The organism is Nonomuraea sp. K271, from assembly GCF_009908215.1.
GTDB classification, from domain to species: Bacteria; Actinomycetota; Actinomycetes; order Streptosporangiales; family Streptosporangiaceae; genus Nonomuraea; species Nonomuraea longispora.
In genome coordinates this window covers 22,708-43,995 of the sequence record NZ_JAAAHR010000069.1, presented here as the reverse complement: position 1 = coordinate 43,995, position 21,288 = coordinate 22,708, and the positions used below count along the sequence as shown (strand labels likewise).

The 21,288-nt window shown below is 70.5% G+C and carries 20 protein-coding genes; 10 read left to right on the top strand and 10 right to left on the bottom strand.

Annotated features, from left to right (window positions below; all coding sequences use genetic code 11):
• Positions 1-1,052, top strand: a 1,052-nt coding sequence (locus tag GUY59_RS23740) for a beta-propeller domain-containing protein (RefSeq protein WP_201761252.1), incomplete at its 5' end; no start/stop codon positions are given.
• Positions 1,053-1,056: 4 nt separating this feature from the next.
• Here GUY59_RS23740 and GUY59_RS23735 read toward each other — a convergent pair.
• Both GUY59_RS23735 and GUY59_RS23730 read right to left on the bottom strand, forming a co-directional pair.
• On the bottom strand, positions 1,057-2,790 hold the full coding sequence (locus tag GUY59_RS23735) for a glycerol-3-phosphate dehydrogenase/oxidase (RefSeq protein WP_138201816.1): 1,734 nt from the start codon (positions 2,788-2,790) through the stop codon (positions 1,057-1,059).
• 76 nt (positions 2,791-2,866) lie between these two features.
• Positions 2,867-3,637: a DeoR/GlpR family DNA-binding transcription regulator gene (locus GUY59_RS23730; RefSeq protein WP_138201815.1), complete on the bottom strand. Its 771-nt coding sequence runs from the start codon at positions 3,635-3,637 to the stop codon at positions 2,867-2,869.
• Positions 3,638-3,765: 128 nt separating this feature from the next.
• Here GUY59_RS23730 and GUY59_RS23725 point away from each other — a divergent pair, with 128 nt between their 5' ends.
• The 4 genes from GUY59_RS23725 to GUY59_RS23710 are packed head-to-tail and all read left to right on the top strand — an operon-like array spanning position 3,766 to position 7,513.
• Positions 3,766-4,638 (top strand): SIS domain-containing protein, encoded by an 873-nt coding sequence (locus GUY59_RS23725; RefSeq protein ID WP_212746214.1) that lies wholly within the window; start codon positions 3,766-3,768, stop codon positions 4,636-4,638.
• Positions 4,635-5,768: an N-acetylglucosamine-6-phosphate deacetylase gene (gene nagA / locus GUY59_RS23720; RefSeq protein WP_138201813.1), complete on the top strand. Its 1,134-nt coding sequence runs from the start codon at positions 4,635-4,637 to the stop codon at positions 5,766-5,768. The genes GUY59_RS23725 and nagA overlap by 4 nt, the downstream gene beginning before the upstream one ends.
• Positions 5,768-6,676, top strand: coding sequence for a 1-phosphofructokinase family hexose kinase (locus GUY59_RS23715; RefSeq protein WP_138201812.1), 909 nt, complete (start codon positions 5,768-5,770; stop codon positions 6,674-6,676). The genes nagA and GUY59_RS23715 overlap by 1 nt, the downstream gene beginning before the upstream one ends.
• Before the next feature lie 12 nt (positions 6,677-6,688).
• Positions 6,689-7,513, top strand: coding sequence for a class II fructose-bisphosphate aldolase (locus GUY59_RS23710; protein ID WP_138201811.1), 825 nt, complete (start codon positions 6,689-6,691; stop codon positions 7,511-7,513).
• Between the two features lie 7 nt (positions 7,514-7,520).
• On the opposite strand, the gene GUY59_RS23705 is transcribed toward GUY59_RS23710, so the two are convergent.
• Both GUY59_RS23705 and GUY59_RS23700 read right to left on the bottom strand, forming a co-directional pair.
• Positions 7,521-8,306, bottom strand: a complete 786-nt coding sequence (locus tag GUY59_RS23705; RefSeq protein WP_138201810.1) for a phosphotransferase family protein — start codon at positions 8,304-8,306, stop codon at positions 7,521-7,523.
• Positions 8,307-8,315: 9 nt separating this feature from the next.
• A complete protein-coding gene (locus GUY59_RS23700) occupies positions 8,316-8,888 on the bottom strand; it encodes a TetR/AcrR family transcriptional regulator (protein WP_132338024.1) in 573 nt (190 codons plus the stop codon).
• 69 nt (positions 8,889-8,957) lie between these two features.
• Between GUY59_RS23700 and GUY59_RS23695 the strand changes: the two genes are divergently transcribed.
• Positions 8,958-9,524 carry a dihydrofolate reductase family protein gene (locus tag GUY59_RS23695; RefSeq protein ID WP_138201809.1) on the top strand — a complete coding sequence of 189 codons (567 nt, stop codon included), beginning with the start codon at positions 8,958-8,960 and terminating at the stop codon, positions 9,522-9,524.
• Positions 9,525-9,578: 54 nt separating this feature from the next.
• Here the strand turns inward: GUY59_RS23695 and GUY59_RS23690 are convergent, their stop codons facing one another.
• The 3 genes from GUY59_RS23690 to guaB all read right to left on the bottom strand — a co-directional run bounded on the left by GUY59_RS23690 (position 9,579) and on the right by guaB (position 12,514).
• Positions 9,579-9,833: a hypothetical protein gene (locus tag GUY59_RS23690; protein WP_138201808.1), complete on the bottom strand. Its 255-nt coding sequence runs from the start codon at positions 9,831-9,833 to the stop codon at positions 9,579-9,581.
• 73 nt (positions 9,834-9,906) lie between these two features.
• Entirely contained in the window at positions 9,907-11,028 is a 1,122-nt protein-coding gene (locus GUY59_RS23685) for a GuaB3 family IMP dehydrogenase-related protein (protein WP_171055424.1), read from the bottom strand.
• A gap of 4 nt (positions 11,029-11,032) precedes the next feature.
• The gene (gene guaB / locus GUY59_RS23680) at positions 11,033-12,514 is read right to left on the bottom strand and encodes an IMP dehydrogenase (RefSeq protein WP_138201807.1); all 1,482 of its coding nucleotides are present in this window, start codon (positions 12,512-12,514) and stop codon (positions 11,033-11,035) included.
• 480 nt (positions 12,515-12,994) lie between these two features.
• Here guaB and GUY59_RS23675 point away from each other — a divergent pair, with 480 nt between their 5' ends.
• Positions 12,995-14,005: a helix-turn-helix transcriptional regulator gene (locus GUY59_RS23675; RefSeq protein WP_138201806.1), complete on the top strand. Its 1,011-nt coding sequence runs from the start codon at positions 12,995-12,997 to the stop codon at positions 14,003-14,005.
• Between the two features lie 39 nt (positions 14,006-14,044).
• Entirely contained in the window at positions 14,045-14,422 is a 378-nt protein-coding gene (locus GUY59_RS23670; protein WP_090930411.1) for a DUF5319 domain-containing protein, read from the top strand.
• A 109-nt stretch (positions 14,423-14,531) separates the two neighbouring features.
• Here GUY59_RS23670 and GUY59_RS23665 read toward each other — a convergent pair whose 3' ends face one another.
• The 3 genes from GUY59_RS23665 to groES all read right to left on the bottom strand — a co-directional run bounded on the left by GUY59_RS23665 (position 14,532) and on the right by groES (position 17,635).
• Positions 14,532-15,167, bottom strand: coding sequence for a sigma-70 family RNA polymerase sigma factor (locus GUY59_RS23665; protein WP_132334441.1), 636 nt, complete (start codon positions 15,165-15,167; stop codon positions 14,532-14,534).
• 464 nt (positions 15,168-15,631) lie between these two features.
• Positions 15,632-17,251, bottom strand: a complete 1,620-nt coding sequence (groL, locus tag GUY59_RS23660) for a chaperonin GroEL (protein WP_138201805.1) — start codon at positions 17,249-17,251, stop codon at positions 15,632-15,634.
• 72 nt (positions 17,252-17,323) lie between these two features.
• Complete coding sequence (groES, locus tag GUY59_RS23655) at positions 17,324-17,635, bottom strand: co-chaperone GroES (protein ID WP_043623565.1); 312 nt, start codon at positions 17,633-17,635, stop codon at positions 17,324-17,326.
• A 405-nt stretch (positions 17,636-18,040) separates the two neighbouring features.
• Here groES and GUY59_RS23650 point away from each other — a divergent pair, with 405 nt between their 5' ends.
• Both GUY59_RS23650 and GUY59_RS23645 read left to right on the top strand, forming a co-directional pair.
• Positions 18,041-19,219 carry a class I SAM-dependent methyltransferase gene (locus tag GUY59_RS23650; RefSeq protein ID WP_138201804.1) on the top strand — a complete coding sequence of 393 codons (1,179 nt, stop codon included), beginning with the start codon at positions 18,041-18,043 and terminating at the stop codon, positions 19,217-19,219.
• A 192-nt stretch (positions 19,220-19,411) separates the two neighbouring features.
• A complete protein-coding gene (locus tag GUY59_RS23645) occupies positions 19,412-21,280 on the top strand; it encodes an apolipoprotein A1/A4/E domain-containing protein (RefSeq protein ID WP_161714658.1) in 1,869 nt (622 codons plus the stop codon).
• The last annotated feature ends 8 nt before the right edge of the window (positions 21,281-21,288 follow it).

The window sequence follows — 21,288 nt, the reverse complement described above, 5'->3', positions numbered from 1 at the left end:
ACCCGGTGCTACGGCCGGGCGACACCACCTCACCCGACGCCCCCACCAGCGCCCCCGCTTCGCCCGGCCGTAGCACCGGGTCGGGCGTGGCGCCGGCCGAGGAGCCCACCCCCAGCGAACCCACCGTGACGGGCGACACGTCCGGAGTTCCGCCGACCAGGATGACGGTCACGGCGACGTCGCGTCCCGCGCCCCGGCCGACGCCCACGCTCCCACCCGAGGAGACGCAGATCCACCGGTTCGACGTCTCCAAGCCGGGTCCGCCCGCCTACGTGGCGTCGGGGAAGGTGGCGGGCCGCCTGCTGAACCAGTACTCGTTGTCGGAGCACGAAGGCCACCTCCGCGTCGCCACCACGCTCGGCTCCGGGGACGGCCGGACCAGTTCCAGCACCGTGTACGTGCTCGACGCCGCCACGATGGACAAGAAGGGCGAGGTCGGCGGGCTCGGCAAGGGCGAGCGCATCTACTCGGTCCGCTTCATCGGCGCGATCGGCTACGCCGTCACGTTCAAGCAGGTCGACCCGCTCTACACCCTCGACCTGCGCGACCCGGCGGCGCCGAAGGTGACCGGCGAGCTGAAGATCACCGGCTACTCCGCCTACCTGCACCCGGCGGGTGACGGCCGGCTGATCGGCATCGGCCAGGAAGCGGACAAGGAGGGCAGGACGCAGGGCACGCAGGTGTCGTTGTTCGACGTGAGCGATCCCGCCGCCCCGCGCAGGCTGTCGCAGCTGTTCCAGAAGGACTCCGGCTCCGAGGCCGAGTGGGACCCGCACGCCTTCCTCTACTGGCCCGGAACCGGCCTCGCGGTGATCCCGCTGAGGAGCGGCGACGAGTCGGGCGCGCTCGCGCTGAAGATCGACGACTCGGGCGTGTCGAAGCTCGGCACGATCAAGCATCCGGCGCAGCGTGAGAGCGACGAGCGCGGGTTCCGGCCCGGCATCCAGCGCTCGGTCGTCATCGGCGACTCGCTATGGACGGTCTCGACGCAGGGCGTGCAGGTCAACGACGCCGCCACGCTCGACGAGCAGGCGTGGATCCCGGCGGAGTGATCGCTCAGGCCTCCGGCGCGACCACGGGGACGATCTCCGGCGCGCCGAGCCTGATCGCGTCGGCCTCCTGGTCGGAGTCCTGCTCCTGGGAGCGGCGCTCGGCCTCCACGCGCTTGGTGAAATATCCCACCTCCCGCTTGACCTGCTCGTTGTCCCAGCCGAGCGGCGCGGCGAGCAGTTCGGCCGACTCCTGCGCCACGGCCACGCCGCGGTGGAAGGTCTCGATGGAGATGCGCGTACGCCGGGTCAGCACGTCATTGAGATGCCGGGCGCCCTCGTGCGTGGCGGCGTAGACGATCTCGGCGCGCAGGTAGTCGTCGGCCCCGCTCAGCGGCCTGCCCAGCGACGGGTCATGCTCGATCAGCTCAAGCACCTCGTCGATCAGCGAGCCGTAGCGCTGCAGCAGGTGCTCGATCCTGGCCACGTGCAGCCCGGAGGTCTGGGCGATGCGGTGGCGGGAGTTCCACAGCGCCTGGTGGCCCTCCGCGCCGGCCAGCGGGATGCGGTCGGTGCACGAACGGGGCACTCGCTGGTCGAGGCCGTGCGCCACGGCGTCGACCGCGTCCCGGGCCATGACGCGGTAGGTCGTGTACTTGCCGCCGGCGATCATCACCAGGCCGGGCACCGGATGCGCGACCACGTGCTCCCTGGACAGCTTGGACGTCTCGTCCGACTCGCCCGACAGCAGCGGGCGCAGCCCCGCGTAGACGCCTTCGACGTCGTCGCGGCTCAGGGGCACGGACAACACGGCGTTGACGTGGTCGAGCAGATAGTCGATGTCGGCCATCGAGGCGGCCGGGTGAGCCTTGTGGAGGGTCCACTCCGTGTCGGTGGTGCCGATGATCCAGTGCCGTCCCCAGGGGATCACGAAGAGCACGGACTTCTCCGTACGCAGGATGATCCCGGTCAGCGACTGGATGCGGTCGCGTGGGACCACGAGGTGGATGCCCTTGGAGGCGCGTACGTGGATCTGGCCCCGGCCGCCGACCAGTTCCTGGATGTCGTCGGTCCAGACGCCGGTGGCGTTGACGACCTGCTGGGCGCGGACCTCGAACTCCTCGCCGCTCTCCAGGTCGCGCACGCGTACGCCGGTGACCCGCTCCCCCTCCCGCAGGAACCCCACCACCTGCGCCCGGGGGGCGATGTGGGCGCCGTAGGTGGCCGCGGTGCGCAGCATGGTCATCACGTAGCGGGCGTCGTCGACCTGCGCGTCCCAGTACTGGATGGCGCCCGTGAACGCGCTCTTCTTCAGCGCGGGCGCCAGCCGCAGCGCCCGCGACCTGGACAGGTGCCGGTGGCCGGGCACGCCGCGGGCGGCCCCTGAGGCGAGCCCGAGCGTGTCGTAGAGCGCCACCCCGGCGCCGACGTAGACCCGTTCCCAGCCGTAGTGCGTCAGCGGGAAGAGGAACGGCACCGGCTTGACGAGGTGCGGCGCGATGCGCTGCAGCAGCAGCGCCCGCTCCTGGAGGGCCTCGCGCACGAGCTCGAAGTTGAGCTGCTCCAGGTAGCGCAGACCGCCGTGGATGAGCTTGGAGGAGCGCGACGAGGTGCCCGAGGCGAAGTCGCGGGCCTCGACCAGCCCGACGTCGAGCCCGCGGGTGGCGGCGTCGAGAGCCACCCCCGCTCCCACGACTCCCCCGCCGACCACGACCACGTCGAGCTCGCGCCCGGCCATGCGTTCCAGCGCCTCGGCGCGCTCCGCGGGCCCGAGACGGGCCACGCTCCTTCCCGACGCCATGTTTCCCCCTGGGATGGCTTGTCGCCTGTGTCGCATTCCTACCCGCCCCGGCATCGCCCTGTAACGCCTGGGCGGGTCAGGCGCGTACGACCTTTACCCCCGCGTCCGTCAGCTCGCCCGCCAGATCGTCGGAGAGCTGGGCGTCGGTGACGAGCGTGTCGATCTGCCCGATCGGGCAGATGCGGGAGAACGCCCGCTTGCCCACCTTGGACGAGTCGGCCACCACGACGACCTGCGCGGCGCGGCTGATCAGCAGGTTGTTGACGCTGGCCTCGCCCTCGTGGTGCGCCGACGCGCCCAGCTGGATGTCGAGCGCGTCGACCCCGAGGAACGCCACGTCCAGCGTCACCTGCTCCAGCACCCCGGTCGCCAGCGGCCCTATGAGCTCGTACGACTGCTGCCTGGCCACCCCGCCGGTCACCACGATCTTGACGTGCTGGCGGACGGTGAGCTCGGCGGCGATGTTGAGCGCGTTGGTGACGATGGTGAAGCCGCTCTCCAGCGCGGGCGCCGTGGCGAGCGTGCGGGCCAGCTCGGAGGCGGTGGTGCCGCCGTTGAGCCCCACCACGCCTCCCGGCGTCACGAACTCCGCCGCGGCGGCCGCGATGCGCTGTTTCTCGCCGGCGTGCCTGGCCGTCTTGTAGCGCAGCGGCAGGTCGTAGCTGACGCTCTGGGCCACCGCGCCGCCCCGCGTGCGCATGAGCATCTGCTGCTGGGCGAGCTGGTCGAAGTCCCGCCGGATCGTCGCGGTGGAGACGTCGAGCGCCTGGGACGCCTCCTCCACCGACAGCCTGCCCTCCCGGGAGAGCAGCTCGAGGATGGCGTTCCAGCGGTCGTAGCGGGACACGAGGCCTCCCTGGAGGACGAGGTCAGCAGCAAGCGTGGCACAACCTGGAGGCCGCAGCCACCCGTGTCCATTCATGCACTTACCTGGTATAAAAAATGCAGAAACAATCAACCATGGGGAGGCACGTGGTGACCAGCCACACCGAGGCCGAGATCGCGTCCCAGCCGTCCTGCTGGCGCCGCGCCGTCGCCGACGTTCCCGCCGACGCGCTGCCGCGCCACGGCGAGCGGGTGGCCGTCGTCGGCTGCGGCACGTCATGGTTCATCGCGATGGCGTACGCGACACTGCGGGAGCGGGCCGGGCACGGGGAGACCGACGCCTTCGCCGCCTCCGAGACGCCCTCAGGACGTTCGTACGACCGCGTGCTCGCGCTGACCCGCTCGGGCACCACCACCGAGGTCCTGGAACTGCTCGCCAGGACCACCACGAAGATCTCGGCCATCACCGCCGACCCGGAGACGCCGATCATGCGGGCCGCCGACGAGGTCGTGGTGCTCGACTACGCCGACGAGCGGTCGGTCGTGCAGACCAGGTTCGCCACCACGCAGCTGGCCCTGCTGCGCGCCGGCCTCGGCGAGGACCTCACCCAGGCCATCGAGGACGCCGAGCGGGCCGTCGCCGCGCCGCTGCCCGAGGAACTGGTCAACGCCGAGCAGTTCAGCTTCCTCGGCGCCGGATGGACGGTCGGGCTGGCGCAGGAGGCCGCGCTGAAGATGCGCGAGGCGTCCCGCTCGTGGACGGAGGCGTACCCGGCGATGGAATACCGGCACGGCCCGATCAGCATCGCCGGCCCCGGACGCGTCACCTGGATGCTCGGCGCCCCGCCCGACGGCCTGCGCGGGCAGGTCGAGCAGGCGGGCGGCATGTTCTTCGAGAGCGGGCTCGACCCCATGGCCGAGCTGATCCGCGCCCAGCGGGTGGCCGTCGCCCGCGCGTTCGCCCAGCAGCTGAACCCCGACGAGCCCATGCACCTCACGCGATCTGTGATTCTTTCTCCATGAGCCTTACTCTTGCCGACGCCAGGATCGTGACACCCGGGGGAATCCACGAAGGGTGGCTGACCATAGAAGACGGCCGCATCACGCATGTCGGCCACGGATCGGCCCCCGGTACCGGCCTGAGCGTGGGCGGGCGGCACGTCGTGCCCGGCTTCGTCGACATCCACAACCACGGCGGCGCGGGCGGCTCCTTCCCGACCGGCGAGCCCGACCAGGCCCGTGAGGCCGTGGCGCTGCACCGGCGCCACGGCACCACCACGACCATGGCAAGCCTCGTCACCGACTCCCCCGACCGGCTCGTCCGGGCGGCGTCGGCGCTGGCCGAGCTCTGCGAGGAAGGGCTGCTGGCCGGCATCCACTTCGAGGGCCCCTACATCTCACGGGCCCGCTGCGGTGCGCACGACCCCACGCTGCTGCGCGAGCCCTCGCCGCAGGAGTTCGCCGAGCTGGTCAAGGCCGGGCGCGGCCACGTACGCATGGTCACCATCGCGCCCGAGCTTCCCGGTGCGCTCGACACGATCCGGCTGGCCGTCTCCGAGGGCGTGCTCGCCGCCGTGGGCCACAGCGACGCCGGCTACGAGCAGACGATCGCCGGCATCGAGACGGGCGCGAGCGTGGCCACCCACCTCTACAACGCGATGCCGCCGCTCGGCCACCGCGCCCCCGGGCCTGTCGCCGCGCTGCTCGACGACGAGCGGGTGACCATCGAGCTGATCAACGACGGGGTTCACGTGCATCCGGCCATGCTGCGGCTGGCCTACGAAGTGGCGGGCCCCGGCCGCACCGCGCTGATCACCGACGCCATGTCGGCCACCGGTCTCGGCGACGGCGACTACGTGCTCGGCTCGATGGGCGTGCGCGTGGACGGCGGCGTCGCCCGGCTCGTCGAGGGCGGCTCGATCGCGGGCTCCACACTGACCATGGACGTCGCGTTCCGGCGCAGCGTGCGGGAGGTGGGCATGTCGCTGCCCGACGCCGTGCAGGTGGCCTCGCTGACGCCCGCGCGGGTGCTCGGCCTGGCCGACCGGATCGGCTCGATCGCCGTCGGCAAGGCCGCCGACCTGGTGGTGCTGTCCGACGAACTGGAGGTGACCGGGGTGATGAAGGACGGCGTCTGGGTCACGGAGCCCTGATGATCCTCACCGTGACGCTCAACCTCGCCCTCGACGTGACGTACGCCTTGCCCTCGGTCGACTGGGACGGCGTCAACCGGGTCACCGCCGTGCACAGGAGGGCCGGCGGCAAGGGCGTCAACGTGGCCAGGGTGCTGGCGGCGCTCGGCCACGAGGTGCTGGTCACCGGCCTGGCGGGCGGGCCGACGGGGCAGGCGGTCGAAGGCGATCTGCGGGCGGCCGGGCTGCCGGGCGCCCTGACGCCCATCGCCGCCGACTCCCGCACCACCCTGGCCGTCACGGACGGCGGCGCCGGGCGTACGGCGCTGTTCAACGAGCCCGGTCCCGAGGTGGCCCCCGGCGAGCTGGCGAGCTTCGTACGGCACTACGAGAAGCTCGTGGCCGCCGCCGACGCGGTCGTCCTGTCGGGGAGCCTGCCGCGCGGCGTGCCCCTCGACACCTACGCCGCCCTCGCCTCGATCGCGGCGGACCAGGGCGTGCCCGCGATCGTGGACGCCGACGGCGAACCGCTGCGCCACGCGCCGGCGGGCCGCCCGTCCGTGGTCAAGCCCAACGCGGAAGAGCTGGCCAGGGCGGTGCCCGGCGGCGCCCCCGCCGAGGGCGCCCGGGCGCTGCGCGAGCGGGGAGCCGGGGCCGTGGTGGTGTCCATGGGGGCCGAAGGGCTGCTGGCGGTCACGGGTGAGGGAACGTTCAGGGCGCGCATGCCGTACACCGTGGAGGGAAACCCGACGGGTGCGGGTGACGCGCTGGTCGCCGGGCTGGCGCTGGGGCTGGTCGAGCGGGCACCGTGGCATGACAGGCTGAGGCGGGCCGCGGCGCTGGGTGCGGCGGCCGTGGCCGCGCCCGTGGCCGGTGACGTCGACCCCGACGTGTACGCCGACATCCACCCCGGGATCATCATTACGTAAGGAGCCACTGCCATGCCCCTCGCCGCCATCGGCGACATCGTCAGCCAGTCGCCCGCAGGGGTGGGCGCGTTCAACCTGATCCAGCTCGAACACGCCACCGCCATCGTGGCCGGCGCGCAGGCGCTGGGGTTGCCGGTCGTGCTGCAGATCAGCGAGAACTGCGTGCGCTACCACGGCGCGCTGGAGCCCGTCGCGCTGGCCGCGCTCGCGATCGCCCGCCGCGCGGACGTGCCGGTCGCGGTCCACCTCGACCACGCCACCGACAGGGCGCTCGTGGAGGAGGCGGTGGAGCTGGGGCTGGGCTCGGTGATGTACGACGCCTCGGCCCTGCCCGACGAGGAGAACGTCGCCGCCACGGCCGAGGTGGCCGCCTGGTGCCATGCGCGCGGCGTGTGGGTGGAGGCCGAGCTGGGCGAGGTCGGGGGCAAGGACGGCGTGCACGCGCCGGGCGCCCGCACCAAACCCCACGAAGCCGTCGACTACGTGGCGCGGACGGGCGTCGACGCGCTGGCGGTCGCGGTGGGCACCTCGCACGCCATGACGTCCAAGGACGCTGTGCTCGATCTGGAGCTCATCGCCGAGCTGCGGGCCGCGGTGCCGGTGCCGCTGGTGCTGCACGGCTCGTCGGGGGTGCCCGACGACGTGCTGCGCGAGGCCGTCGGGAACGGGATGAAGAAGATCAACATCGCGACCCACCTGAACAAGGCGTTCACCGGCGCCATCCGCGACTATCTGGCCCACGACGAGCGGGTCGTCGACTCCAGGAAATATCTCAAGGCCGGGCGCGACGCGGTGTCCAGGGAGGTCACGCACCTGCTGGGCGTGCTCACGGGCTGAGTCGCGTTCACGCTGCCAGCCGCGCCAGCACCCGCTCGGCCTGCCGTTCGAAGGTGCCTGGCGGGTTGCGCGGCGCGTCGGCGGAATCGTGGGACAGCAGGAACAACCACATGAGGGCGTGCAGCCTGCGGTGCTCGAACGTCCGCCGCTCCTCCCGCGGGCTCAGGCCGAACGCGGGCACGATCTCCACCTCGCCGTCCACCCACATCGACACGTGCTCGGCGATCTCGGCCACCTCGTACGCCACGTCGCTGCGCCCGCAGTCCTCGAAGTCGACCAGGCGGACGCGGGAGCCGTCCCACAGGAAGTTGGCCAGGTTGCCGTCCCCCGCGCCGAACGCGGGCGTGGTGCCCGGCTCGCCCGGCGACCGGCTCTCCAGCCACCGCAGCCCTTCTTCGACGGCCTGGCCGTCCAGCGGCCCCCTGGGCTCCCATGCCGCGGCGCGACTCCTGACCCAGTCGGTGACCACCGGGTCCGCCCATGGGCGCTCGGGCACGTCCCGCAGGACGGCGTACGGGAGTGCGGCGTGCAGCCGGGCGCGTGCCTCGGCCATGGCGGCGACGTGCTCGGCCCGCACCTCCATCCCGCGCATCGGCAGCCCGTCGATCCACGTCATCGTGACCGAACGGCCGTCGAAGGCCACGGGCTCGGGGGCCAGCGCAGGGGCGTGCTCCGCCAGGAGGGTCAGCGCCCGCCATTCACGTTCCGCCGCGCCCGGCTTGCCGTCCACGTACCGCTTGGTGATGAGATCGCCGTCGCGGACGAGCTTGTGGGTGTGCCGGTGATCAGTCATCCCCGCATGCTATGGGAGCAGCCGTTCGACGGCGGCGCTCACGAGCACGTGCGCCTCTTCCTCGCCGAACACGTCCGGCAGCGTGAGCCGCTCGACGATCAGCCAGTTGAGCGCCAGGTAGAGCAGGACCACGGTGGTGTCATCGCCGGGCAGGCCGGTCTGGCGGTGGCGGCGTACGTTCGCCTCGACGTCGGCGCGGATGCGTTCGGTCAGCACCTCGCGCAGGCGGGGCCGCCTGGTCGCCTCCAGTCGCAGCTCCAGCAGCGCCAGGTAGCCTGACCGGAAGGCCGAGATCCGGTCGACGATCTCGTGCATGAGGCCGGTCACCCGGTCGCGGTCGCGCGGCCCGGCGAGGCTCGCGGCGATGGTGGCGGCGTCGGGCTGCAGCCGCTCGTAGATCCGGCCGCCCGCCTGGGTCAGCAGGTCGTCGCGGCTGGCGAAATAGTTGGACGCGGTGCCGGTCGGCACCTCGGCCCGGGCGTCCACCGCCCTGAACGTCAGCCCGCGGGCGCCTTCCTCGGCCAGCACCTCGATCGCCGCGTCGACCAGTGCCGCCCGCCGGGCGACGTTCTGTCTGACCACCTTGACACCACTCCATTTGTAGTACTACGGTGAAAGCACTTCGATCATAGTACTTTAGAGGGAGTAGTCTTGCGCAAGCTCACGTATTACGTCGCCACCTCCATCGACGGCTACATCGCGGGCCCGAACGGCGAAATGGACTTCTACCCGGTGGCCGACGACCTGGCGGCGTGGATCAACGCCCGCCTCCCCGAGACGGTGCCCGCCCCCATCCGGGCCCAGACCGGCTTCGACGCCCCCAACCAGCGCTTCGACACCGTGCTCATGGGCCGGGGCACGTACGAGATCGGCCTGGAGACGGGCACGACCAACCCCTACCCGCACATGAGGCAGTACGTCATCTCCAACACCATCAAGAGCGTCGACGAGCCCGCCATCGAGCTGGTCCCCGGCGACCCGCTCGGCCTGGTGCGGCGGCTGAAGCAGGAGGACGGGCTCGACATCTGGCTGTGCGGCGGCGGCAACGTGGCCGCACAGCTCCTGCCGGAGATCGACGAGTTGATCATCAAGTGCTACCCGGTGGTGGCGGGAGCGGGCATCCCGGCCTTCCACGGCGGTTTCCGGCCGACGACGTTCACCCTGACCGGCACCGAGACGTTCAGCAACGGCACCCTGGTGACGACCTACACCCGCTGAGCCGGTTGCGCGCGGTGGTGATGAGCCGCCCTGCCGGGCCGGAGCGGCCCGAGCTCACCCGCGGCCGAGGCCCTGCCGCTCCATCTCCTCGACCGCCTTCTTCGCGGTCATCAGCGACGCCCCGGTGGCCTCCCGGTAGATCTTGATCGCCAGGATCTTCTTCCCCTTGCGCATCGCCGCGTAGAAGTCGGGCGGCAGTCGTGAATCTCCGTCGACGGAGTCGATCAGCGCGGGGTCGATGCCGAGGTGCCGCTCAAGGTGGGCGATCTGCCTTTCCAGCCGGGCAACTCGCTCTTCAAGGGATTCCATGCCCGAAACCATAACTTCACCGCGGCCTGGCGCGCAGTGCCGCCGGTGGACCGCGGTGGCGGATCGGGACAGGTCAGGAGTGGGTCGGGGCCACCACGACCTCGACCCGCTGGAACTCCTTGATGTCGGAGTAGCCGGTGGAGGCCATGGTGCGCTTGAGCGCGCCCATGAGGTTCATCGAGCCGTCGGCCACGCTCGACGGCCCGTGCAGGATCTGCTCCAGCGTCCCCACCGTCCCGAACTCGACCCGTCGCCCCCTCGGCAGGTCGGGGTGGTGCGCCTCGGAGCCCCAGTGGAACCCGTGGCCGGGCGCCTCGGCGGCGCGGGCCAGCGGCGAGCCCACCATCACGGCGTCGGCCCCGCAGGCGATGGCCTTGGCGATGTCGCCGGACGTGCCCATGCCGCCGTCGGCGATCACGTGCACGTAGCGGCCGCCCGACTCGTCCATGTAGTCGCGCCTGGCCGCGGCGACGTCGGAGATCGCGGTGGCCATCGGCACGGCCACCCCGAGCACGTTGCGCGTCGTGTGGGAGGCGCCGCCGCCGAAGCCGACCAGCACCCCCGCCGCACCCGTGCGCATCAGGTGGAGAGCGGCCGTGTGGGTCGCGCAGCCGCCCACGATGACCGGCACGTCGAGCTCATAGATGAACTGCTTGAGGTTGAGCGGCTCGGCCCGCCCCGACACGTGCTCGGCGGAGACTGTCGTGCCGCGGATGACGAAGATGTCGACGCCCGCGTCGATCACGGCCTTGTGGTATTGGACCGTGCGCTGCGGCGACAACCGCACGGCGGTCGTCACGCCGGAGGAGCGGATCTCCTCGATCCGCCGGCCGATCAGGTCCTCCTGGATCGGGGCCGCGTAGATCTCCTGCAGCCGCTTGGTGGCCGCCGCGGCGTCGAGCGTCGAGCACTCCTCCAGCAGCGGCGACGGGTCCTCGTAGCGGGTCCAGAGCCCTTCGAGGTCGAGCGGGGCCAGCCCGCCCAGCCGCCCGATCTCGATGGCGGTGGCCGGCGAGACCACGCTGTCCATGGGAGCGACCACCACGGGCAACTCGAACCGGTAGGCGTCGATCTGCCAGGCGATCGAGACCTCCTCCGGGTCACGGGTGCGCCGCGAGGGCACCAGCCCGATCTCGTCGAGCGAGTATGCCCGCCGCCCGGTCTTTCCCCGGCCGATCTCCACCTGCTGAGTCATGAACTTACCTTCTGTGATAGTTCGGAGCTTCCACCGTCATCTGGATGTCGTGGGGGTGGCTCTCCTTGAGGCCCGCCGCCGTGATCGGCATGAGCTCGCAGTCGGTGTGCATCTGCGAGATCGTGCGGCAGCCGGCGTACCACATGCCCTGGCGCAGCCCGCCGATGAGCTGGTGGGCGACGGCCGAGACCGGACCGCGATAGGGCACCTGACCCTCGATGCCCTCGGGGATGTATTTGTCCTCGCCGCCGACGTCCGCCTGGGCGTAGCGGTCCTTGCTGAAGGAGGCGCCGCCGCGCTCGCGGTTGCGTACGGCGCCGAGCGAGCCCATGCCGCGGTAGGACTTGAACTGCTTGCCGTTGATGAAGATCAGCTCGCCGGGCGACTCCTCGCACCCCGCGAGCAGCGAGCCCAGCATGACCGTGTCGGCGCCGGCGGCGATCGCCTTGACGATGTCGCCGGAATACTGCAGGCCACCGTCGCCGATCACCGGCACGCCCGCGGGCGCGCACGCCTTGGAGGCCTCGTGGATGGCGGTCACCTGCGGGGCGCCGACCCCGGCGACCACCCGCGTGGTGCAGATGGAGCCGGGCCCCACGCCCACCTTGACCGCGTCGGCGCCCGCGTCGACCAGCATCTGCGCGCCCGCCCTCGTCGCGATGTTGCCGCCGATGACCTCGACCTTGCTGTTGGCCTTGACCTTGGCGATCATGTCGGCCAGGCCCTTGGAGTGGCCGTGCGCGACGTCGACCACCACCACGTCGACCCCGGCCTCGATCAGCGCCTTGGCCCTCACCTCCGCGTCACCGCCGACGCCGACGGCCGCCCCCACGATGAGCCGGCCGTCGGCGTCTTTGGTGGACAGAGGGTATTGCTCGCTCTTGGTGAAGTCTTTGACCGTGATCAGGCCGCGCAGCCTGCCGTCGGCGTCGACGAGTGGCAGCTTCTCGATCTTGTTTTTCCTCAGGAGGGCGAAGGCGTCGTCACGCGAGACCCCCACCGGCGCGGTGACCAGCGGCATCTTGGTCATGACCTGATGCACGGGCCGCGACTGGTCGGTCTCGAAGCGCATGTCGCGGTTGGTCACGATGCCGACCAGCGTGCCCGACACGTCGGTGACGGGAACCCCCGAGATCCGGTAGGTCGCGCAGAGCCGCTCGACGTCGGCCAGCGTGTCGTCGGGGCTGCACGTCACCGGATTGGTGACCATGCCCGCCTCGGAACGCTTGACCAGGTCGGCCTGCTGGGCCTGCTCGTCGACCGACAGGTTGCGGTGCAGGATGCCGATGCCGCCCTGCCGCGCCATGGCGACCGCCATGCGGGCCTCGGTGACGGTGTCCATCGCGGCGGAGACCAGCGGGATGGACAGCGTGACGCCACGGGACAGGCGGGACCGGGTGTCGGCGTCGCCCGGTTGCAGATCGGAATATCCAGGAACCAGCAGCACGTCGTCGAAGGTCAGACCCATCTCGGTGAACTTGGACATGCTGCGGCCCCCTCCTGCCGATGCGCTGATGCAGCCAAGTCTAGGGCCTGCCTCCAAAATCGTGTTCACGGCCTCGGGGCCCGGCGCGCGGGGACCTTTCCCGGTCCCGCGGCAGGAGGCGCGCAGTGCCGGGAGCACGATGACCCCCACGGTCCGTCGTACTCCCGGCATCTCACAGCGCTGGGGGATGGGACGGTCGGTGACCCGTCCCATCCCCCAGCCACCGGCACCCGGGCGTGGTGGCGCGTGCGCACCACCGAACCCCCCTCCGCGTCCTGATGGGCGGCGCTGCCACGCCCGCTTTCGGATGCCGACGCTAGGTAAAGCCTGCGTCACTCAACGGCACAATCGCAAGGTGAAAACGTGCAATTGCACAAAGTTGCACACCTCCCTCCATCAGTCGGCGGAAGGTGAGGACACGGGCGCAATGCGGCGTTATTCTCGCGGCACGCCCGTGTCCCCCCTACGGAGCCGCCCACGATGCGCAATGAGCCCAGAGCCGCGTCAGATCCCTATGAGACGCTGGGCCTCGACCCTGCCCAGAGGGCGCTCTACTCAACGGTGCTGCGCCTGCACAGAGCCACCCGCACCGATCTCGCACAGGCCATCGACGGCCCCGTGGAGAAGGTCACCCGTCAGCTCGACGACCTGGTCAAACTGGGCGTGGTGGACGAACGGTCGGGCGAATACCTGGCCCGCCACCCCGCGGCGGCGCTCGGCCGGGTGATCGCCGAGCGGCTGGAGCGGCTGGCCGAGGAGAGCCGCATGATCGATTCGGCGCTCGCGTCCATCCGCGGCCTGATCCACGACTACGACGCCGGCCGCGACTACCAGAGCGGGCCTTTCACGGTGGAGATGTTGAACGGGGCCGACGTCCTGTTCGAAAGCGTGGTCGGTATGGCCGTGCAGTCGCCGCCGATGGAATTGCACACAGCAATCCCGGACGAACGCACAATGAGCGATTTTGCTCGTAAATTTGCGGATCCGTGGATTGATGCGCAACAACGAAATCTTCTGGCCGTTCACATGATCCTGCCGGTTGCGGCCCTGACACTCCCGGGCGTACGCGATCTGCTGACCCGCCTGCTCGAAGCCGGCGGCAACGTACGCACGCTGGACCGTGTGCCGAGCTGGTTCATGACCGCCGGCGCCGACGTGGCCGGCCTGCCCGCGTTCTGGGGCGGCAACCTGCCCGACCACGCCTACCACTTCTACCTCGTACGCACGCCGATCGTGGTGGGCATGCTCCGCGCCCTCTTCATCGAGCTGTGGGGCCGCGCCACGCCTCTGCCGTGGGGCCGCGGAATTGACGGGATGGCTCAGGTGCTGCGCCTGGCCGCGCAGGGCCTGTGTGACGAGTCGATAGCCCGGCAGCTCGGGATCTCGGTCAGGACGGTACGAGCGAGGTTCGCCGGGGCCATGGCCGAATTGGGCGCCCAGTCACGCTTCCAAGCAGGCGTGGAGGCCGCCAGACGCGGATGGCTGAGGTAATAGCCACCGCTCGGGCCGCATCGGTCATATGGTGGGAAGGTGCTGGAAGACGTCCCCCGCGACCCGTTCGCGGACGACCCGAACGACCCTTCCTCGGCGATGGGCGCCCTGGACGACGCCGAGCCACTCACCGCGGCCGAACGCGACGAGGCCATCACCGACCTCGCCGACGTCGAGGTCTTCCGCTCCCTGCTCGAACCGCAGGGTGTGCTGGGCCTCGTGCTCGACTGCCCCGAATGCGGCGAGCAGCACTTCTTCGACTGGGAGCTGCTGCGCGGCAACCTGCGACAGATGATCGAGAAAGGCCAGCCACAGGTCCACGAGCCGGCCTTCCACCCCGATCCCGCCGACTACGTCAGCTGGGAGTACGCCAGAGGCTATGTCGATGGCGTCATCGACACGGAGGAGCGCCGCTGATCCACGTCGTCGAGCAGCACGGCCAGCAACCGTGCTGCCGGATCGCCTGAGCCGGGCATCTCTCCACGGCCGAGCGCGTCGAGCAGCGCATCGGTCTCGTCCTCTGGCGTCAAGCTGACTCCAGCTCGGCCATCTGCCGCAACCTGGCCAGCGCCCGATGCTGGGCGACGCGGACCGCACCCGGTGACATGCCGAGTACATTACCGGTCTCCTCGGCGGAGAGCCCCGACACCACCCGCAACAGCAGCAACTCCCGCTGGTTCTCCGGCAGCCTGGCCAGCAGCCTGCGCGCGTGCTCCACCTCGATGTAGCGGACCACCGTCTCCTCGGGCCCCGGCCCGTCGTCGGGCCCGTCGGGCAGGTCCTGGGTAGGTACGGCCGAGCGCACGGAGCTGCGCAGCGCGTCGGCCACTTTGTGCGAGGCGATCCCGAACACGAAGGAGGCGAACGGCCGCCCCATGTCGCGGTAGCGCGGCAGCGCGGACAGGACCGCGATGCACACCTCCTGGGCGACGTCATCGGCAATGTGATATTGCCCCGAAACCCTGCCCAGCCTGGCACGGCAATACCGCACCACCATCGGACGCAACTCGCCGAGCAGAGATTCGATCGCACTGCGATCTCCCTGCACGGCGAGGCTCGTCAGTTCCCTAAGGTCGGAGTCATCCGTCCGTGCCGGAAGTCTCGACGCGAGCCTTACCCCAATTTTGGCGTCGGCGACGCTTCCCTCGCTCACGATAGGCATGATGCCCGCACTGATCCGGCCTGTCGTCATGGCGAACGGCTACGGATTGGTCACATCTGAAGCGATGATAACTATCAGTAATCAAATGGGTACACTACGGCGAAACGGCTGACATAATGTTTCGTCTCATAACCGGGAATGCACGACATTTGTCAGACACAGACGCTTACTGCCCTCTTCCGGTTTACTGCAATATTCCACCTTTTCCCCCACTTCCCCCCAACGGCCCGGTAAGCCGCTCAGAGACGCGGCAGGCCAGACGGCCATGAGCGCCACCGAGCGCCACCGAGCGTCACCGCCACGGCCATGAGGCAGCCGTAGGCGCCCCGGGAGCCGGAGGGCGCCACCGGGGGACGTCATGCGGGCCCGCGCCACCAGAGCGCCGCACGACCGCACCCTGTGCCCTGGAACGCCGAACGGCCCGCACCCCCGAGGGGATGCGGGCCGTGAAGCGGGAGAAGCGGTCAGTGGCCGTGGCCGTGACCGTGACCCTGGCCGTCGGCCGGGGCCTCCTCCTCGGGCTTGTCCACCACGAGCACCTCGGTCGTGAGGAGCATGCCCGCGATCGAAGCCGCGTTCTGCACCGCCGACCGGGTCACCTTGACGGGGTCGATGACGCCCTGCGCGAGCAGGTCGCCGTATTCGCCCGTCGCGGCGTTGAGGCCGTGACCGGCCTCCAGCTCGGCGATCTTGTGGGTCACGACGTAACCCTCGAGACCGGCGTTCTCGGCGATCCAGCGGGCCGGCTCGACCAGCGCGCGGCGCACGATGCCGACGCCGGTGGCCTCGTCGCCGGACAGCTCGAGGTCGTCGAGCCCCTTGGCGACGTGGATCAGCGCGGTGCCGCCGCCGGAGACGATGCCCTCCTCGATCGCGGCGCGCGTCGCGGAGATCGCGTCCTCGAGGCGGTGCTTCTTCTCCTTCAGCTCCACCTCGGTGGCGGCGCCGACACGCAGCACGCACACACCGCCGGCGAGCTTGGCCAGGCGCTCCTGGAGCTTCTCGCGGTCCCAGTCGGAGTCGGACTGCTCGATGGCAATCTTGATCTCCTTGACGCGGTCCTCGATGGCCTGCGCGTCACCGGCGCCGTCGACGATGGTGGTGTTGTCCTTCGTCACCACGACGCGGCGGGCCTGGCCGAGCACCTCCAGACCGACGTGCTCCAGCTTGAGGCCGATCTCCTCGCTGACGACCTGGCCGCCGGTGAGGATGGCCATGTCCTGCAGCATCGCCTTGCGGCGGTCGCCGAAGCCCGGGGCCTTGACGGCCACGGAGGTGAAGGTGCCGCGGATCTTGTTGGTGACCAGGACGGCCAGGGCCTCGCCCTCGACGTCCTCGGCGACCACGAGCAGCGGCTTCTTCGTCTGGGCGATCTTCTCCAGCAGCGGCAGGAAGTCCGCGATGGAGGCGATCTTGCCCTGGGTGAGCAGGATGTAGGCGTCCTCGAGGACGGACTCCATCCGCTCGGGGTCGGTCACCATGTAGGCCGACAGGTAGCCCTTGTCGAACTGCATGCCCTCGGTGAACTCGAGCTCCATGCCCATGGCGTTGGACTCTTCGACGGTGAGCACGCCGTCCTTGCCCACCTTGTCGAACGCCTCGGCGATCAGGTTGCCGATCTGCGCGTCCTGGGCGGAGATCGTCGCAACGTTGGCGATCTCCTTCTTGTCCTCGACCGGCCGGGCGGTGGCGAGCAGCTTTTCGCTGATCTCATTGGCGGCCTTGTCGATGCCGCGCTTGAGCGACAGCGGCGAGGCGCCGGCCGCCACGTTGCGCAGGCCCTCGCGGACCATGGCCTGGGCCAGCACGGTGGCGGTGGTGGTGCCGTCACCGGCGATGTCGTTGGTCTTGGTGGCAACTTCCTTGGCGAGCTGGGCACCGAGGTTCTCGTAGCGCTCCTCCAACTCGACCTCACGAGCGATGGTCACACCGTCGTTCGTGATCGTCGGCGCACCGAACTTCTTGTCGATGACGACGTTGCGGCCACGCGGGCCAAGGGTCACCTTCACGGCGTCCGCGAGGGCGTTCACGCCACGCTCGAGTGAGCGGCGCGCGTCCTCGTCGAACGTCAGGATTTTCGCCATAGCTGAAAAGTCCTCTCCTAGCGTCGAGAGCCCCGGTCGCCCCTTGGAGCGCCCGGGGCCCGACGCACCGGCTTACTTCTCGATGATCGCGAGAACGTCGCGGGCGGAGAGCACGAGGTACTCCTCGCCGCCGTACTTGACCTCGGTGCCGCCGTACTTGCTGTAGAGGACGATGTCGCCCTCGGAGACGTCGAGCGGAATCCGCTTGTCGCCGTCCTCGTCCCAGTTGCCGGGGCCCACCGCGAGGACCTTGCCCTCTTGCGGCTTCTCCTTGGCGGTGTCCGGGATGACCAGGCCGGAAGCGGTGGTCTGCTCGGCCTCAAGCGGCTGAACCACAATGCGGTCGCCGAGCGGCTTAACGGGAACCTTGGTGGCGGTCGTCACGATCGGACCTCCCCTTCAGATTTGAATGATCTAGAAGAGGCGACCAGCTGGGCCTGCCGTCGCGGGTGTCAGACCTGCCTCGTCGCACGTTGGCACTCTCAAGGGGAGAGTGCCAACAGGAAACATATGCAAGAGGGGCTTGACAGTCAACACGAACGCGTCTGCTGAGAGCGATCACAGGGCCCGCGACAGTCCTCTACCAGGGTAATGGCCGGTCATACAGGGTTTCGAGATGTTTCTCCGGCCGCTTCTCCGGCCGCGCGATTCGCGAGCCCGTGTCGTGGCGCCGGGTCGTGGCGCCGGGTCGTGGCGCCGGGTCGTGGCGCCGGGTCGTGGCGCCGGGTCGTGGCGCCGGGTCGGGCCGCTGTGTCCTGGCGCCGTGTCGTGGCGCTAACGTCGTGCCACGTGGACCTCCACGCCTTCGACGAGCTGCTGACCCCGCGCGGGCGGCGGGCGCTGGCCGAGGCCGGTGAGCTCGCCGGCGCCGACCCGGTGGCCGCCGCCACGAGACTGCGCAGGACGTACGACGCGGCGCTCACCTCGGCGGCGCTCACCCAGGCGGCCCTCAGGGAGCGGGCCACGGCCAAGTTCGGCGATGACGCCCGGCTGATGTACTTCACACCGCACGGCCTCGAGCAGTCCACCAGGACGGAGGTCGCCGAGCACCGCGCCACCCGCCTGATCGCCGCGCAAGCACCCGCGCCCGGGGTCGTGGACGCCTGCTGCGGCATCGGCGGCGACCTGCTGGCGCTGGCCCGCGCGGGGTGCACCGTGGAGGCCGTCGACACCGACCCGCTGACCGCCGCCGTGGCCAGGGCCAACGCCGAGGCTCTCGGGCTGGGCGACCGGGTGACGGTGAGGGTGGCCGACGCGGCCGCCGTCGAGCCGGAGCGTTACGACGTGCTCTTCGCCGATCCTGCGCGGCGTACGAGCAGGGGCCGCACCTTCGACCCCACGGCCTACTCGCCGCCCTGGCCCGTGGTGCTCGACCTCGTCTCCAGAGCCCGTACGGCCTGCCTCAAGGTCGCCCCCGGCATCCCCTACACGTTCATCCCCGAAGGGGCGCAGGCCGAGTGGGTGTCCTTCAAGGGCGAGGTCAAAGAGGCGACACTCTGGACCGGCGCGGCCCATGAGGCGGGCAGGCGGGCCACCCTCCTGCCGGGCGGCCACACTCTCGCCGCCACCGGCGTCGAGGCCGGCACGGGCCCGGCCGGCCGGTACGTCTACGAGCCCGACGGCGCCGCCATCCGCGCGCACCTCGTGGGCGAGGTGGCCGAGCTGGTCGCCGGCCGCCTGCTCGATCCGATGATCGCGTACATCACGGGCGACGCTCCCGTGGACACCCCATGGGCCACGAGATACGAGATAGACGACGTACTCCCGTTCTCGCTGAAGAAACTACGCGCCGCACTCCGGGAGCGGAAAATCGGAAATGTCACTATCAAGAAGCGCGCCTCCGCCGTCGACATCGAACGCCTGCGCAGCGATCTGCGGCTCAAAGGGGATGAATCCGCGGTCGTCATCCTGACACGCATTGCCGATAAACCATCGGTCATCATCTGCAACCAGCCACCCCCCATCTGAGCTGGCATTTCGGGCATTCTTCGGTTTCGATCGATCTTTGAATTCGCCGCTGACGTACCTTGATCAAAAGGCTAAGGTGGGCGGGCGGGAGTTCTCCCCCACTGCGGTAAACCGTGTTCTCGCTCTTTCATCTGCAAACCGGACCTACCCCACCGCTGCGCGGCAGACCGTCGGCGAGCGAAGGAGCTTTCGGTGGATCATTCCAACCACACCACCCTTCTTCAGGCAGGCGGCCATCTGGCCATCTCCGAGAGAATGCGAGACCTGCTGCAGCGCGCCTCCCAGGATCACGTCTACGAGCAGCGCACCCAGGGCGCCATGCTCGACGAGATCCGCCAGCGGCTGGAGGGCATGGAGTGGCTCCTGCGCGAGGTGCGCGAGCGCGAGCTCGGCGGCCTGAGCGGCACACTGGAGGCGGTCAACGGGCGGCTCGACGACATCACCGCCAAGCCGCCGATGTGGGCCGAGGGCCTGGCGCAGCACGTGGAGGCGGTCCGCGACCACGTCGACGCCGTCGGCGAGCGGGTGGGCGGCGTGGACGCCCGCGTCGCCCCCGTGGCCGAGCTGCCCACCATACGCGCCGACGTCGGCACCGTGGGCGAGGGCGTCGACGAGGCGCTCGACCGGCTGAAGGCGGTGCTCGACACCGCCGACGGCATCACCAAGGGCATGTCCGACTTCGCCGCCAGGCTGACCACGCTCAGCACCAGCATGGAGGCCGCGGCCGGCCGCTTCACCCGGCTCGACCGGTCGATGGCCGACCTGGCCACCCGCACCGACCGCGTCGAAGGCGTGATCGGCGACCTGTCCGAGGGCATCGCCGACTCGGCCGAGCAGCTGAGGGCCGGTCTCGACGCGGTCGAGCAGCGCATGACGGCCCGCCTCGACGAGAGCGACCAGCGCCTGACCGCCCGGCTCGACGAGGCCGGCAAACACCTCACCACCCGGCTCGACGAGACCGACGAGCGGCTCACCGTGCGCCTGGAGGGCACCGACCGGCGCCTGACCGCCCGCCTCGACGAGACCGACCAGCGCCTGGCCAGGAGCCTCGTCGAGGCCGACGAACGGCTCGCCATCCGGCTCAAGGAGGCCGACGCCCAGCTCACCGGCCACCTGTCCGACGTCGAGCAGCGGCTCACCGCAAGGCTCGACGAGACCGACCGCCACCTCGCCGTGCAGCTCGGCGAGAGCGAGCAGCGCCTGACCGCCCGGCTCGGCGGCGTCGACGCCCGGCTCGAGCGGGCCGAGAGCACGCTGTCCGGCCTCGACGCCAAGGTCACCGACTTCGGCGGCCGGCTGGAGTCCGCCGGCGAGAGCCTGGCCGACATCGACACCAGGGTCGACGGCATGGACACCCGGCTGGGCGGCGTCGACAAGCACCTCACCTCGGTGGACGGCCGCCTCGGCGGGGTCGACAAGCGCCTGGGCATCCTCGACGGCCACCTGGGCCGCCACGACGACCGCTTCGACGCGCTCGACGTACGCGTCGACGCCCGTTTCACCGCGCTCGACGAGCGCATGGCCGCCACCGACCAGCGCGTGGGCGAGAGCACCACCCGCACCGAGGGCCGCTTCAACCGGCTCGACAGCCAGGTGGACGCCATCGACGAGCGTCTCGGCGAGGCCGAAGAGCACCTGAGCAGCCGCTTCGACGCCATCGACGGCCACCTCGGAGGGCTCGACAGCCGCTTCAACGTCCTCGACACCCACGTCAACGGCCTGGCCACCCGCGCCGCGCAGGCCAGCGAGCACCTGGAGGCCGTCGACGACCGCATCGAGTCGGTGAGCCAGCGCGTCGGCCAGCTGCCCGCGGCCATCCCGGAGCGGGTCGGCGAGCTGATCCGCTCGCAGACCGGCGACCAGGCCGAGCGCCTTGCCGACGCCGCCGGCGTGCTCACCGAGCTGGTCCGCACCCGTCCCGACCGCGACGAGCTGGCCGAGACGGTCACCGGCATCGTCCAGCCCGCCGCCGACGACCTCAACAAGCGGCTCGGGGCCCTGGAGGAGACCATGCTGGCGCTGGCCGAGGCCCTGCTCCGCCCCACCAGGGCGAAGGACTGACCGCTCGC